14 protein-coding genes are annotated in these 13,926 nt (G+C 70.9%); 13 read left to right on the plus strand and 1 reads right to left on the minus strand.

Going from position 1 to position 13,926, the window contains the following annotated elements; translation table 11 throughout:
* Positions 1-39: 39 nt before the first annotated feature.
* Positions 40-672: a hypothetical protein gene (locus ACFV6E_RS37870; RefSeq protein WP_385169336.1), complete on the minus strand. Its 633-nt coding sequence runs from the start codon at positions 670-672 to the stop codon at positions 40-42.
* Between the two features lie 764 nt (positions 673-1,436).
* On the opposite strand from ACFV6E_RS37870, the gene ACFV6E_RS37875 reads away from it, so the two are divergent.
* The 13 genes from ACFV6E_RS37875 to ACFV6E_RS37935 all read left to right on the plus strand — a co-directional run bounded on the left by ACFV6E_RS37875 (position 1,437) and on the right by ACFV6E_RS37935 (position 13,874).
* Positions 1,437-2,468, plus strand: coding sequence for an ABC transporter ATP-binding protein (locus tag ACFV6E_RS37875; protein ID WP_385169335.1), 1,032 nt, complete (start codon positions 1,437-1,439; stop codon positions 2,466-2,468).
* Positions 2,465-3,229 (plus strand): MlaE family ABC transporter permease, encoded by a 765-nt coding sequence (locus ACFV6E_RS37880; protein WP_385169332.1) that lies wholly within the window; start codon positions 2,465-2,467, stop codon positions 3,227-3,229. The genes ACFV6E_RS37875 and ACFV6E_RS37880 overlap by 4 nt, the downstream gene beginning before the upstream one ends.
* A 6-nt stretch (positions 3,230-3,235) precedes the next feature.
* On the plus strand, positions 3,236-4,042 hold the full coding sequence (locus ACFV6E_RS37885) for an MlaE family ABC transporter permease (protein WP_385169329.1): 807 nt from the start codon (positions 3,236-3,238) through the stop codon (positions 4,040-4,042).
* A gap of 1 nt (position 4,043) precedes the next feature.
* Positions 4,044-5,297: an MCE family protein gene (locus tag ACFV6E_RS37890; RefSeq protein WP_385169327.1), complete on the plus strand. Its 1,254-nt coding sequence runs from the start codon at positions 4,044-4,046 to the stop codon at positions 5,295-5,297.
* A complete protein-coding gene (locus tag ACFV6E_RS37895) occupies positions 5,294-6,355 on the plus strand; it encodes an MCE family protein (RefSeq protein WP_385169324.1) in 1,062 nt (353 codons plus the stop codon). The genes ACFV6E_RS37890 and ACFV6E_RS37895 overlap by 4 nt, the downstream gene beginning before the upstream one ends.
* On the plus strand, positions 6,352-7,446 hold the full coding sequence (locus tag ACFV6E_RS37900) for an MCE family protein (RefSeq protein ID WP_385169322.1): 1,095 nt from the start codon (positions 6,352-6,354) through the stop codon (positions 7,444-7,446). Before ACFV6E_RS37895 ends, ACFV6E_RS37900 begins: the two co-directional genes overlap by 4 nt.
* Positions 7,446-8,525, plus strand: a complete 1,080-nt coding sequence (locus tag ACFV6E_RS37905; protein WP_385169319.1) for an MCE family protein — start codon at positions 7,446-7,448, stop codon at positions 8,523-8,525. Before ACFV6E_RS37900 ends, ACFV6E_RS37905 begins: the two co-directional genes overlap by 1 nt.
* Positions 8,526-8,638: 113 nt before the next feature.
* The gene (locus ACFV6E_RS37910; RefSeq protein WP_385169342.1) at positions 8,639-9,862 is read left to right on the plus strand and encodes an MCE family protein; all 1,224 of its coding nucleotides are present in this window, start codon (positions 8,639-8,641) and stop codon (positions 9,860-9,862) included.
* Positions 9,859-11,157, plus strand: a complete 1,299-nt coding sequence (locus ACFV6E_RS37915; protein ID WP_385169317.1) for an MCE family protein — start codon at positions 9,859-9,861, stop codon at positions 11,155-11,157. The genes ACFV6E_RS37910 and ACFV6E_RS37915 overlap by 4 nt, the downstream gene beginning before the upstream one ends.
* On the plus strand, positions 11,154-11,690 hold the full coding sequence (locus ACFV6E_RS37920; RefSeq protein ID WP_385169314.1) for a hypothetical protein: 537 nt from the start codon (positions 11,154-11,156) through the stop codon (positions 11,688-11,690). Before ACFV6E_RS37915 ends, ACFV6E_RS37920 begins: the two co-directional genes overlap by 4 nt.
* On the plus strand, positions 11,687-12,406 hold the full coding sequence (locus tag ACFV6E_RS37925) for a hypothetical protein (RefSeq protein WP_385169311.1): 720 nt from the start codon (positions 11,687-11,689) through the stop codon (positions 12,404-12,406). Before ACFV6E_RS37920 ends, ACFV6E_RS37925 begins: the two co-directional genes overlap by 4 nt.
* A 25-nt stretch (positions 12,407-12,431) precedes the next feature.
* Positions 12,432-12,980: a hypothetical protein gene (locus ACFV6E_RS37930; RefSeq protein WP_385169307.1), complete on the plus strand. Its 549-nt coding sequence runs from the start codon at positions 12,432-12,434 to the stop codon at positions 12,978-12,980.
* Positions 12,981-13,007: 27 nt separating this feature from the next.
* Complete coding sequence (locus ACFV6E_RS37935; protein WP_385169305.1) at positions 13,008-13,874, plus strand: hypothetical protein; 867 nt, start codon at positions 13,008-13,010, stop codon at positions 13,872-13,874.
* Positions 13,875-13,926: the final 52 nt, after the last annotated feature.

The following is a 13,926-nucleotide window of genomic DNA, read 5'->3' on the forward strand; positions in this document are numbered from 1 at the left end:
GCGGTCACACCGGCCGGGCGCTCACGAGCCGCTGTCCGCTTACGGGTTGGACCCGACGATCGTGGGGATGGTGCTGGTGCCCGTGACCACGACCTTGTAGTTGCCCTTGAAGGTCGGCTTGGTGGAGGTCGTGACGACGGTGCCGCAGCCGGAGGCCGAGGCCACGGTCAGGTCGCCGCTGACGCTGTTGACCGCCAGGATGCCGGTGGAGTTGGTGTAGGTGCCGGTGGCCTTGCCCGTGACGGTGAAGACGCAGGCGCCCGCGGTCACCTTCGCGTTGACGCCACCGATGTAGCCCGTCGTCACACCGGTCGAGGAGTTGTAGTCCGTCGCCACCACGGTCCAGGGGGTGGTCGGGGTGGTCGTGACGTTGCCCAGGACGCTGGTGCACGGCGAGGCACTGGTGCCGAAGTTGATGGCGTTGATCTGGGCCACCGTGGCGGGGTTGCCGGTGGTGCTGGCCATCGTGCCCGTGGCGGTCGACGTCGTACACGTCATCGGGATGTTGGCGGTCAGCACGATGTTCCCGACGTTCGTCGCGGTGAAGTTGGCCGGCGACGGGGTGACGGTCCAGACCGTCGAGGGGACGGCCGAGGCGGGGGCGACGGCCATGGCGAATGCGGCGGCGCCCGCACCGGCGACCACGGCGATTCTTGTCAGGGGCTTCTTCATGAGGTGGGGAGTCTCCTTGTCGATTCACCGGCAGAGGGAGGACCGCTGACCGGCAGGGGGAGGATCGCGCCCGCTCCGATAACGGGAGAAACGGGCGGTCCGCGGCCCGGGAATCCTCGACCGCGACCTCGACGTTACTTGCGGGAAACTTGGCGGAACAATGCCACCGGCCATGATTCTTTGGGGAAGTGGCCATATCTGTTCCCCGGGTGAGCAGTCCGCGGGGCGACTTGCTCACCCGTTGCTAAAGACGGTGCCGCGGAACGGACCCGGCGCCGGATCAGGCCGATTGTGGCATATGACGGCCGACCGGGCGGACGAGGGCCGCAATTACTCACCCGGTGACAAGAAGAAGCCCCCGATTTGTCGCCGCGCTGCCAAAGAGTCGATGGCCGAACCGAAACCTTGAACAAAGTCGTAACCCACTCTTGCCTGCTCAGGTTACTCGGCCGTAACGTGCCGTTCGCGGCGCTGATCTCCTGGTGGGTGCCCTCCCGGCCGAGGAGCGGCGACGGATGACATCCGGCCTCGTCCTCCTTCCGGGGCGGACATCCGCCGGCGGGGCTGCGCGGAACCACTCCCTCCGGGAGCCGCGCGACCCTGCCCCGCACCCAGGAGACAAAGTCCGCGGCCTTTGTTGTCAGCGCGGTGACAAAGAACGGAGAGGCGGGCAGAACCCGGCGCCCCACCTATTGTCAGCAAACCGCGCGCCTGCTTAACGTGCGCTCCGCGGTACACGCCGCCTCACCCTCTTTGGAGGTGATATGGGAATCGAAGTGGTGGTCGACGGTCTCACCAAGTCCTTCGGCAAGCAGAGGATCTGGCAGGATGTCAGCCTCACCCTGCCGGCCGGAGAGGTCAGCGTAATGCTCGGCCCGTCCGGCACCGGTAAGACCGTTTTTCTGAAGTCGCTCATCGGACTTCTCAAACCGGAGCGCGGCCGTGTCCTCATCGACGGAGTGGACATGGTGAACAGCCCGGAACGCGATATCTATGAGACCCGGAAAAAGTTCGGGCTCATGTTCCAGGACGGCGCCCTTTTCGGTTCCATGTCCCTCTTCGACAACATCGCCTTTCCGCTGCGCGAGCACACCCGCAAGAAAGAGTCCGAGATCCGCCGCATCGTCATGGAGCGGATCGAGGTCGTCGGACTCCTCGGCGCCGAGGGCAAATTGCCGGGGGAGATCAGCGGCGGCATGCGCAAGCGGGCCGGACTCGCCCGCGCGCTCGTCCTCGACCCGCAGATCATCCTGTGCGACGAACCCGACTCCGGGCTCGACCCCGTCCGCACCGCCTACCTCTCCCAGCTGCTGATCGACCTCAACGCGCAGATCGACGCGACGATGCTGATCGTCACCCACAACCTCGACATCGCCGCCACGGTCCCCGACAACATGGGCATGCTCTTCCGGCGCGAACTGGTCACCTTTGGCCCCCGCGAGGTGCTGCTGACCAGCGAGGAACCGGTCGTGGCGCAGTTCCTGGCCGGGCGCCGCGAGGGCCCGATCGGCATGTCGGAGGAGAAGGACGCCGCCACCCTCGCCACCGAGGCCGCCGGTTCCCGCGGGGAGGCGGACGGGCCCCGGGAGATCGTCCCGCAACTGGAGCCGTCCCCCGGACTGCCGCCGCGCCAGGCCGTCACCCGCCGCCGCGAACGGGTCCTGGGCATGCTCGACCGGCTGCCGCCCGCGGCCCGCGCCGCCATCGAGCGCACCTACGCCGCCCGCTCCACCGCGGGCGCGCCCGGCACCACCACGGCGACGCTGCCGACGCCCGCCGTCGGGAGCGGCGCATGATCACCGGCGCCCTGCGGCAGACCGGACGGCTCTTCGCGCTCGCCGCCGAGGTGGCCCGCGCCATCTTCCGCCGGCCGTTCCAGTTCCGGGAGTTCACCGAGCAGTTCTGGTTCATCGCCAGTGTCACCATCCTGCCCGCGGCCCTGGTCTCGATCCCGTTCGGCGCCGTCATCGCCCTCCAAGTCGGCTCGCTCACCCAGCAGTTGGGCGCCCAGTCCTTCACCGGCGGGGCCAGCGTGCTCGCCGTCGTGCAGCAGGCGAGCCCGCTGATCGTCGCCCTGCTCATCGCGGGCGCGGCAGGCTCGGCGATCTGCGCCGACCTCGGCTCGCGCACCATCCGCGAGGAACTGGACGCCATGGAGGTCATGGGCGTCTCTCCCGTGCAGCGCCTGGTGGTGCCCCGGGTCCTGGCCACCATGGGCGTGGCCGTGCTCCTCAACGGACTGGTCTCCGCGGTCGGCATCATCGGCGGCTACGTCTTCAACGTCTTCCTCCAGGACGGCACCCCCGGCGCCTACCTCTCCAGCTTCTCCGCCCTCGCCCAGCTGCCCGACCTGTACATCAGTGAACTCAAGGCGCTGATCTTCGGGTTCATCGCGGGCATCGTCGCCGCCTACCGCGGACTGAACCCGCGCGGCGGCCCCAAGGGCGTCGGCGACGCCGTCAACCAGTCCGTCGTCATCACCTTCCTGCTGCTCTTCTTCGTGAACATGGTGATGACGGGCATCTACCTCCAGCTCGTACCACCGAAGGGAGGCTGAACCCCGGTGGCCTCCCCGCTCGTCTGGCTCGACCGCTCCGGCGACCAACTTCTCTTCTACGTCCGCTCGTTGCTCTGGGTCCCGCGCACCCTGCACCGCTACACCAAGGAGGTGCAGCGGCTGCTCGCCGAGGTCGCCTTCGGCACCGGCGGCCTCGGGGTCATCGGCGGCACCATCGGCGTGATGATCGCGATGACCCTGTTCACGGGCACCGTCGTCGGACTCCAGGGCTACGCGGCCCTGGACCAGATCGGCACCGCCGCCTTCACCGGGTTCGTCTCCGCCTACTTCAACACCCGCGAGATCGCCCCCCTCGTCGCCGGACTCGCGCTCTCCGCGACCGTCGGCGCGGGCTTCACCGCGCAGCTCGGCGCCATGCGCATCAACGAAGAGGTCGACGCCCTCGAAGGCATGGGCATCCGCTCGCTGCCCTACCTGGTCACCACCCGCATCATCGCCGGCGTCGTCGCCATCATCCCGCTCTACGCCATCGGACTGCTCTCCTCCTACCTGGCCTCCCGCTACGTCACGGTCCTGTTCAACGGCCAGTCCAGAGGAACCTACGACCACTACTTCAACCTGTTCCTGTCACCCGTGGACGTGCTGCTCTCCGTCCTGAAGGTGCTCATCTTCAGCGTCATGGTCATCGTGGCCCACTGCTACTACGGCTACCGCGCCTCCGGCGGCCCCGCCGGGGTCGGCGTCGCCGTCGGCCGGTCGGTGCGCAACGCCATCGTGCTGATCAGCGTCACCGACTTCTTCCTCTCCCTGGCCCTGTGGGGCGCCACCACGACCGTGAAGGTGGCGGGGTGAGATGAGCGCGACTTCGGGCGCGACGCTGCGCCGCCGGCTCGCCGGAGTGGTCTTCCTGGTGGTCCCGGTCCTGCTGGTGTGGCTGGCCGTCGCCGTCTACGACAAGAAGTTCACCGACTCGGACCCGGTGGTCGTTCAGACCGGCAACGTCGGCAACGAGATGCACCTGGGCGCCGAGGTGAAGCTGCGCGGCGTGGTCGTCGGCGAGGTCCGGAAGATCGACGCCACCGACGACGGCGCCCGCCTCACCCTCGCCCTGAAGCCCGGTGCCCTCGGCGACATCCCGGCCGACGTGCGCGCGCAGATGCTCCCCACCACCCTGTTCGGTGAACGGTTCGTCGCGCTCGTACCGCCCGCGTCGCCCTCCGCCGAGCCGCTGGCCGCGGGCGCCGTCATCCCGCAGGACCGCTCCGCCAACGCCGTCGAACTGCAACAGGTCCTCGACAACGTGCTGCCGATGCTCACCGCCGTCCAGCCGCAGAAGCTCTCCGCCACCCTGTCCGCGGTCTCCCAGGCGCTGGAGGGACGCGGCGACCGGCTCGGCGAGACACTCACCCTCCTCGACTCGCACCTGAAGAAGTTCAACCCGCAGCTTCCCACCCTCAACCGGGACCTGAAGGAGCTCGTGAAAGTCAGCCACGTCTACGCCGACGCCGCACCCGACATCCTCACGGCCCTGACCGACTTCACCACCACCAGCGGCACCCTGGCGGAGAAGGAGAGCGACCTCGCGAACACCTTCGGCGCCACCACCAGGACGGCGGAGGACCTGACCAGCTTCCTGCGGCAGAACAAGGACAACATCATCCGGCTGAGCGCCGCCTCCCGCCCCACCCTGGAACTGCTCTCCGAGTACTCCGCGGAGTTCCCCTGCACCCTGCGCACCCTCGCCGACTTCGTGCCCGCCATGGACAAGGCACTCGGCAAGGGCACCGACCGGCCGGGACTGCGCGTCGACGTCACCACCGTGCCCTCCCGCGGCGCCTACCGCCCCGGCACCGACACCCCCTCCTACGACGCCGGCGGCGGCCCCCGCTGCTACCCCGTGCCCTACCTCGGCGTCTCCGTGAAACCGGCCGTACAGGGATCCGCGGCGGCCGAGCAGGACCTCGGCCCCGCCAACTCCCCGCAGGAGAACGACCTCGTCAACGAACTGCTCGCACCGGCCACCGGCAAGACCCCCGCCGACCTTCCCGAGTGGAGCAGCCTGCTCGTCGGACCGGCGCTGCGCGGCACGGAGGTGACCCTGCGATGACGCCACAGCGCTCCACCCACACCCGGCGCCGCCCGCTGACCGGCCCGGTCGTCAAGTCCCTCGTCTTCGTGCTGGTCAGCGCGCTGGCCACGACCGTCCTCGGGGTGAGCGTCGCGGGCACCGGCGTCGGCGACGACGACAGCGTCTCCTACAAGGCGCTCTTCACCGACGTCACCGGACTCACCGACGGCGACAGCGTGCGCGTCTCCGGCGTCGAGGTCGGCGAGGTCACCGACGTCCGCGTCGTCGACCGGCGCACCGCCCAGGTCACCTTCACCGTCCGCGACGACCGCACCCTGCCCCGCTCGACCACCGCCGCCGTGAAGTACCTCAACATGGTCGGACAGCGCTACGTCGCCCTGGACCGCGGCAGCGGGGACCTCACCGGCACCCTGCACTCCGGCGACACCATCCCGCTCGACCGCACCGCCCCCGCCCTCGACCTGACCCTGCTCTTCAACGGCTTCAAGCCGCTGTTCGAGGGGCTCTCCCCGAAGGACGTCAACGAACTCGCGGGCTCCATCGTGCAGGTCCTCCAAGGCGAGGGCGGCACCGTCGACAGCCTCATCGAGCACATCGGCTCGCTCGGCACGACGGTCGCCGCCAAGGACGAGGTGATCGGCGACGTCGTGAAGAACCTCAACACGATCCTGACCACCCTCAACGACCGGGAGACCGACTTCGACGACCTCGTGGACACCCTCCAGAAGCTCGTCAGCGGCTTCAACGACGACCGCAAGCCGCTGGGCAAGGCCGTCACCGCCATGGGCGACCTCACCACCGTGACCGCCGACCTCCTGGAGGACGGGCGCGCGCCGCTCAAGCAGGACATCGACCAGCTCGGGCGGCTCTCCGGCAACCTCGCCGACGCGACCCCGCAGATCGAGCAGTTCCTCGACCGTACGCCCGCCAAGCTGACCGCTCTGGGCCGGCTCTCGTCCTACGGCTCCTGGTTCAACCTCTACCTCTGTGAGGCCCGCGTGGGCGGTGTGACCACCTCCGACGGCTCGAAACCGCCGACCGGCATCGCGGTCACCGAAGCGAGGTGCGGCGCATGACCCTGCTGCTGCCGCGCCGGCGCAACGACCCGCCCGCCCCCGCACCCCGCCGCTCCCGCCCTCCGCGCCTGAAGCCGGTCAAGGAACGCAACCCCGTTACCGTGGCCCTGGTCGGCCTGGCGCTGCTCGCCCTGCTCACCGTCTTCGCCTACAACGCCGACCGGTTCTCCCTGACCGGCGCCACCGCCTACACCGCCGACTTCACCGAGGCCGCAGGGCTCGGCGAGGGCGACGAGGTGCGCGTCGCCGGAGTCAAGGTCGGCGAGGTCACCGGCGTCGCCCTCGACCGCGACCGGGTCAAGGTCAGCTTCGAGGTCGGGGACGCCTGGATCGGCGACCGGACCACCGCGGCCATCGCCATCAAGACCCTGCTCGGCGACAAGTACCTGGCCCTCGACCCGCTCGGCACCCGCGAGCAGGACCCCGGCCACCGCATCCCGCGGACCCGGACCACCTCGCCGTACGACGTCACCCAGGCGTTCCAGGATCTCAGCTCCACCGTCGACGACATCGACACCCAGCAGCTCGCCAAGAGCTTCGAGACGATCTCCGAGACCTTCGAGGACTCGCCGCCGCACGTCCGCAAGGCCGCCACCGGACTCACCGACCTGTCCCGCACCGTCTCCAAGCGCGACCGCGCACTCTCCCGACTCCTGCAAGGCAGCGCCAAGTTCACCAAGACGCTCGAGAACAAGAAGTCCGGCTTCGAGACCCTCATCGAGGACGCGGGACCCCTGCTCGGCGAACTCCAGGACCGGCGGGACGCCATCAGCGCCCTGCTCACCGGCAGCCGCGCCCTCGGCACCGAACTGTCCGGCCTGGTCAAGGACAACGAGAAACAGCTCGACCCCACCCTGAAGGCGCTCGGCCGCGTCACCACCGTCCTCGAGAAGAACAGCACCCAGCTCGACAGGACGCTGGCCCTGGTCGGCCCCTACTACCGCCTCGTCGGCAACCCCCTGGGCAACGGCCGCTGGTTCGACAGCTACCTGTGCGGGGTCGTGCCCCGCGACTACCTGCCCGCGGGTTCCCAGCCCGAGAAGTCATGCATGCCGCCCAAGCAGACGGCGGCCCAGGGGAGCGGTGAGTGATGACCGAGCGAGCCAGGAACAGACCGGTGTCGAGCAGGCGCAGGAAGCTCCTCGCGGCGGTGACCGTGCTGGCCGTCGTCGCCGCCGGCCTCGCCACCGCCCGCGCCCTCGACTCCTCCGGCACCCGCATCACCGCCTACTTCGACCGTACTGTGGGCATCTACGCCGGTTCCGACCTGCGCATCCTCGGGGTCCGGGTCGGCGAGGTGGAGTCGGTACGCCCCCAGGGCACCCGGGTACGGGTGGAGCTGGCGCTCGACGACGGCGTCCGCGTGCCCAGGTCGGCGCGCGCCCTGGTGGTCGCGCCCAGCATCGTCGCCGACCGCTACGTCCAGCTCACCCCCGCCTGGAGCAGCGGACCGTCCCTCGCCGACGGCGCCGTACTGCCCGCCTCCCGCAACCGCACCCCCGTCGAGATCGACCAGCTCTACGCCTCCATCACCGACCTCAGCAAGGCACTGGGACCCGACGGCGCCAACTCCTCCGGCGCGCTGTCCGACCTGCTGACCACCGGCGCCGCCAACCTCGACGGCAACGGCGAGGCGATCGGCGACAGCATCGAGCAGTTCGGCAAGGCCGCCAAGACCCTCGACGGCTCCAGCGACGACCTGTTCACCACCCTCAGCAGCCTCCAGACCTTCACCACCATGCTGAAGGACAAGGACACCGACGTACGCACCGCACAGGAGCGCCTGGACACGGTCGTCAGCTTCTTCGCCGACAACAAGGACGACCTCGCGGGCGCCCTCGAAGAGCTCGGCAAGGCCCTCGGGCAGGTGAAGACCTTCATCAAGGACAACCGGGGCGAACTGAAGAAGAACGTCGACAAACTGGTGCCGCTCACCGAGACCCTGGTCCGCCAGCGCAGCTCGCTGGCGGAGGCCCTGGACGTCGCACCCCTGGCCGCGGACAACCTCGTCGGCGCCTACGACACCGACACCGGCATGCTCGACGGCCGCGCCGACCTCAACGAGATCAGCATGGGCGGCCCGCTGCTGCCCCTGCCCGCGACGGGAGGCTCCGCGACGGGAAGCTCCGCGACCGGATCCTCCGCGACCTCGGGGGAGGGAAAGCGGTGAAGCGCGGCATACGGCGTCGGTCGGCGGCGCCCGACCCGGTGGACGCCCCTGTCGAGGACGCGGGCGCGGACGAGAGGGAGCCCGGGGCGGACCACGGCAGGGTGCGGCGCGGTGTGCTGACCACCTCGGCCGCCGCCGGAATCGGGATCGGCGGGATCCTCGCCCTCGGCCTGGGCTTCGCCCTCGCCCTCGGCGCATTCGCCGGCACCGCCCCGCACTTCGACGGCATCGAGGACCTGCCGCTGCCCGGCGGCGCCGACCTCGGCTCCCACCCCTACACCGTCACCGCCGAACTGGACGACGTCCTCAGTCTCGTACCGCAGGCCGCGGTCAAGGTCAACGACGTCGCCGTGGGCCGGGTCACCCGCATCCGCCTCGACGGCGAGGACTGGTCGGCCCGCGTCACCATGGAGATCAACGGCGACGTCGAGCTGCCCGCCGACTCCGGAGCCCGCCTGGAACAGTCCAGCCTGCTCGGCGAGAAGTACATCCAGCTCGTCGCGCCCGCCAAACCGGCCGGCACCGGGCGGCTCGGGAACGGCGACGTCATCCCGGTCTCCCGCACCGGCCGCAACACCGAGGTCGAGGAGGTGTTCGGCGCCCTGTCCCTGCTGCTCAACGGCGGCGGCGTCGCCCAGCTCAAGACCATCACCCAGGAACTCAACAAGGCCCTCGGCGGACGCGAGCCCCAGGTGCGCTCCATGCTCAAGCGGGTCGAGGAACTGGTGGGCAACCTGGACGACCACCGCGGCGACATCACCGACGCCCTCGACGGCGTCAACCGGCTCGCCGCGACGCTCGCCGGCCGCAAGGACGACGTACGCACCGTCCTCACCGATGTGTCGCCCGGCCTGAAGACCCTGCACGAACAGCGCGGCTCCCTGCTGACCATGCTGCGGTCCCTGGACACGCTGTCCGATGTCGCCGTCTCCACCGTCAATACCAGCAAGGACGACATGGTCGCCGACCTCAAGGCCCTCGCACCCACCCTGAAGGCACTCGCCGACGCGGGCAGCGACCTGCCCGACTCCCTCCAGGTGCTGCTCACCTACCCGTTCACGGACGAGGTGCTGAACGGGGTCAAGGGCGACTACCTCAACGTGTACCTGAACATGACCGCCGAACCCGGCACCCAGGTGGTCCCGCCCCTGATCCCGGGCAGCACCCCGTCGCCCACCGCCACGCCCTCCGCCACACCCCAGAGCGGCCAGGACGCCGAGACGAAGAAGAAGTCCGGGACGAAGGAGAAGGAGCCGGGCGCCGAGAGCTCGCCCTCCGCGCCGCTGCCCCTGCCCTCCGTGACGACGCCGACCGGGAGCGGAGGCACCCAGGGATGATCACCCTCGCCGTACGCCTGAAGAACCTCGCCTTCCTCGTCATCGCCGTCCTCGTCCTCGGCTTCGTCGGCATCCGCTACGCCGACCTCGGCCGGTACGTCGGCGTCGCCGACCACTACACCGTGGACGTCGAACTCCCGCGCACCGGCGGCCTGTTCACGCACGCCGACGTCACCTACCGGGGTGTGTCGGTGGGCCGGGTCGGTGACATCGACCTCACCGCCGACGGGGTGGTCGCGCACCTGCACATCAAGAAGTCCGCACCGCGCATCCCGGCCGACACCCGGGCCGTGGTCGCCGGGCTCTCCGCGGTCGGCGAGCAGTACATCGACCTGCGGCCCGAGAGCGACAAGGGCCCCTACCTCGCCCAGGGCGCCCGGATCGAACTGCCCGACACCGAGGTGCCCGCACCCGTCACCGACGTCCTCAGCAGCGTGAACGACCTCACCGAGTCCGTACCGCTGGAGGATTTGCGCACCGTCGTCGACGAGTTCGGCAAGACCTTCGAGGGACACGGCGACGACCTCCAGGTACTGCTGGACAACGGCAGCGAGTTCATCGAGGCCGCCGACCGCAACCTGCCCTCCACCACGCTCCTGATCACCGACGGCGAGACCGTGCTGCGCACCCAGGCCGAGGAGGCCGACGCCATCAAGGGCTTCGCCGACGGCGCCACGGAACTGGCCGCCACCCTCAAGGGCTCCGACACCGACCTGCGCCGTCTGCTCACCGTCACACCGGACGCCGCGACCCAGGTCAGCGGCCTGCTGCGGGACCTCGACCCCAGCCTGGGCGTGGTCCTCGCCAATCTGCTCACCACCTCCGAGGTCGCCGTCACCCGGCAGCGCGGCATCGAGGAACTCCTCGTGAAGTACCCGGCGGCGGTCTCCGCCGGCGCCACCGCCGTCGACGGAGGAAAGATGAAGCTCGGCCTGGCCGTCACCTTCTTCAAGCCCCTGCCCTGCACCGACGGGTACGGCGGCACGCGCTACCGCGACGGCCTCGACCTCGGCACCGCCCCCGCCCTCAACACCGGCGCCTCCTGCACCGCCCCGGCGTCCAGCGGGATCAACGTACGCGGCTCGGCGAACGCCCCCAAGGGCGGCGCCGTCCCCGAACCGGCCAAGGCCGGCTCCCTGCCCTCGGGCAGCGCGAGCACCACCGCGTCGGGCTCGTCGGGTTCATCGTCCTCCACCGCGTCGCTGCCGGGCGCGCTTGCCCTGCCGGGCACGGGCGGCACCGGCACACAGGGGCTGGCGGGGCTCCTCGGCGCGGACCCGGAGGCCGGCCGGTGAGGCGGGCCCGCGTCCTCACCGGGGCGGGACTGGCGCTGGCACTGGCGTTCTGCGGCACCGGGGCGTGGACGTACGCGCAGGCACGGGGCGACGACTCGCTCGCCTACGGCCGTGAACGCGACGCGGCACTGGCCGACGGACGCGAACGGCTCGCCGTACTCAACACCCTCGACGCCTCCTCCGAGGACCGGGCACGGGCGGCCATCCAGGACTGGCGTGCCGCCTCGACCGGTCCGCTGCGCAAGGAACTGGGCGCCACCCGTCCCGCGGTCGGTGCCTCGGCCCGCGGCACGGTCACGGAGGCGGCGCTCACCGCCCTCGACACCCGCGCGGGCACCGCCAAGCTCGTCGCGACCGTACGCGTGGAGGTCACGCCCGCCGGGTCGAAGACGGCGACCACGGACCGCAAACGCCTGGAGGCCGTGCTCGCCCGCACGGACGGGGGCGACTGGAAGGTCAAGGCACTGAGCGCGGTACCGCTGGCGGAGGGGGACGAGGCGAACGCGGGGGACAAGGGGGACGGGGACCGATGACACGGTTGTTGCAGCTCGGGCGGTTGCGGGGCTCCGCCGCGTCGGAGGAGGCGGCGGAGCCGGAGCTGTCGGACTCGGAGACGCCGGATGCGGAGGTGTCCGAGGAATCGGGCTCGGAGGGGTCGGACTCGGACGAATCGGGTCCGGAGGAGTCGGAGGCGTCGGCCGAGTCGGAGGAGGGGCCGGAGGCCGCCGGGCGTCAGGAGGGACGGCGGGCGTCACTGTGGCGGCGCATCGTGCCCGCCGCGACCGCCGCCGTACTCGTCCTCGCGGGCTGCGCGTTCTTCTACGGCGCCCACCAACTGAGGAACACGCCCTCCGCCGGGAACCACGCGCTGACGGACGCCGAGGCGACCACCCGCGTCGCCGGTGACGTCAGCAACGCCCTCGCCCGTGTCTTCTCGTACACGCCGGACGGCCTGGCGGCCACCGAGCGTTCGGCGGACTCCGTGCTCGACGGGCGCGCGGCCCGCCAGTACGCGGAGCTGATGGACCGGGTCCGTGCGGACCTCAAGAAGCAGCGCGTCACCCTCAGCACACAGGCCGTGCGCACCGGAGTCATCGAACTCGACGGGGACAGCGCGCGGTTGCTGGTCTTCCTCGACCAGGTCTCCGACCGGGGCAAGGACGGCACCACCTCCGCCGCGGCCCAGCTCACGGTCACCGCGCGGTGGGAGAAGGACCAGTGGCGGATCGTCGACATCAGGACCCGCTGAGCGGGTGCGGAAGAGGGGAACACCCATGAAACGCGGGATCAGCGCGGTGGCCGGGCTCAGGGCCCGGCCGATCACGGCGCTCGCCCTCGTCCTCGCCCTGATCGCGGGCGGCTTCGCCGCGTGGACGTGCTGGGACTGGTACGACGCGGCGCACGACGACACCGTGGCGTACGCCGAGCAGCGCGACGACGCCCTCGCGGCCGGTGAACAGGCCGTCCAGAACCTCAACACCCTCGACCACCGCGACATCGACCGCGGCCTCGATCTGTGGGAGACCTCGACCACCGGGGACCTGCACAGGCAACTGGTCGACGGGCGGGACGAGTTCGCCACCCAGGTGAAGACCGCGCAGACGGTCACCACGGCCAAGGTGCTCTCCGGCGCGCTCACCGAACTCGACGACCGGGCCGGCCGCGCGCGGGTGCTGGTCGCCCTGCGGGTGACGGTGAAGACGCCCGGCAAGGCGGGCACCGACAAGGACAGCCGCATGCTCGGCGAACTGACCCGTACCGGCGGCCACTGGAAGCTCAGCGCCCTGGGCCAGGCCCCGGTCGGCTCCACGCCGGCCGGCTGACGCGGCCGCAGGAGAGGACGACTTACGATGCCGACGACCCGCCATCACCTCAACGGCGCCCGCCGCCGCCAGGCCCGCGAGGCGCTCCGCGCCCAGGGCACCCCTGACGCCCCTGAGGGGCGCGGGGAACCGCGCGATCAGCCGTCACCGTCCCGCACCCGGCGTACGACGTCGGACGAGACGGCGAATCGCCGCACCGGTGTCGCCGTCCTCACGACCGACACCCGGACCGAGCGTCAGACCGAGCGCCGGTCCGCGCGGCGGTCCGAGCCCCGGCCCGAGCGTGCGAAGTCCCCGGCCCCGCCGGACGAGACCACTCCCCGCCGCGCCCGCAGCACCCCCCGCCGGACCCTGGCGGCGCTCTGCCTCCTCACCCTCCTCCTGGGCGGCTTCGCCGGCTGGGCGCACGCCCGCGCCGAGAGCCTGCGCGACGCCCCCGCGGCCCGTAACACCGCGCTCTCCGACACCGCCCGTACGAGCGAGATCAAGGGGCAGACGGCCACCGCCGTCGCCGCGCTCTTCTCGTACGACCACGCCGACCCCGACGCCTTCGACGCGGCGGCGAAGAAGTGGCTGACGGGACGCGCTGTCGCCCAGCACCGGGACATGTTCGGCGACATCCGCGAGCGGGCCGACCAGCAGAAGGCGGTGATCACCACGACGGTCACCGACAGCGCCGTGGAACGCATCGACGGGGACCGGGCCCGTGTCCTGGTCTACGCCGACCAGAGCAGCGTGAGCACGGCCGGCGACAAGTCGGCGAAGGGCAAGCAGACGAAGGACGAGGAAGCGGCGGCGGACGACGGCACGTACGCCGGGGCGATGCTCGCCGTGGACCTGCTGCGGCGCGACGGCCGTTGGCTCGTCGCGGGCATCGACACCTTCGGCCGCTGAGGCCCGTCGAGCGCTCACCGATTGCACGTACGACCCGCGACCGAGACCTGGG

This window comes from Streptomyces sp. NPDC059785 (genome assembly GCF_042732375.1).
Taxonomy (GTDB): Bacteria; Actinomycetota; Actinomycetes; order Streptomycetales; family Streptomycetaceae; genus Streptomyces.

Excerpts from the sequence above, each read along its gene's own strand:
- ACFV6E_RS37905 (WP_385169319.1), top strand. The coding sequence starts at position 7,446 with ATGACCGAGCGAGCCAGGAACAGACCGGTGTCGAGCAGGCGCAGGAAG.
- ACFV6E_RS37895 (WP_385169324.1), top strand. The coding sequence starts at position 5,294 with ATGACGCCACAGCGCTCCACCCACACCCGGCGCCGCCCGCTGACCGGC.
- ACFV6E_RS37925 (WP_385169311.1), top strand. The coding sequence starts at position 11,687 with ATGACACGGTTGTTGCAGCTCGGGCGGTTGCGGGGCTCCGCCGCGTCG.
- ACFV6E_RS37880 (WP_385169332.1), top strand. The coding sequence starts at position 2,465 with ATGATCACCGGCGCCCTGCGGCAGACCGGACGGCTCTTCGCGCTCGCC.
- ACFV6E_RS37915 (WP_385169317.1), top strand. The coding sequence starts at position 9,859 with ATGATCACCCTCGCCGTACGCCTGAAGAACCTCGCCTTCCTCGTCATC.
- ACFV6E_RS37930 (WP_385169307.1), top strand. The coding sequence starts at position 12,432 with ATGAAACGCGGGATCAGCGCGGTGGCCGGGCTCAGGGCCCGGCCGATC.
- ACFV6E_RS37900 (WP_385169322.1), top strand. The coding sequence starts at position 6,352 with ATGACCCTGCTGCTGCCGCGCCGGCGCAACGACCCGCCCGCCCCCGCA.
- ACFV6E_RS37870 (WP_385169336.1), bottom strand. The coding sequence starts at position 672 with ATGAAGAAGCCCCTGACAAGAATCGCCGTGGTCGCCGGTGCGGGCGCC.
- ACFV6E_RS37890 (WP_385169327.1), top strand. The coding sequence starts at position 4,044 with ATGAGCGCGACTTCGGGCGCGACGCTGCGCCGCCGGCTCGCCGGAGTG.
- ACFV6E_RS37935 (WP_385169305.1), top strand. The coding sequence starts at position 13,008 with ATGCCGACGACCCGCCATCACCTCAACGGCGCCCGCCGCCGCCAGGCC.
- ACFV6E_RS37875 (WP_385169335.1), top strand. The coding sequence starts at position 1,437 with ATGGGAATCGAAGTGGTGGTCGACGGTCTCACCAAGTCCTTCGGCAAG.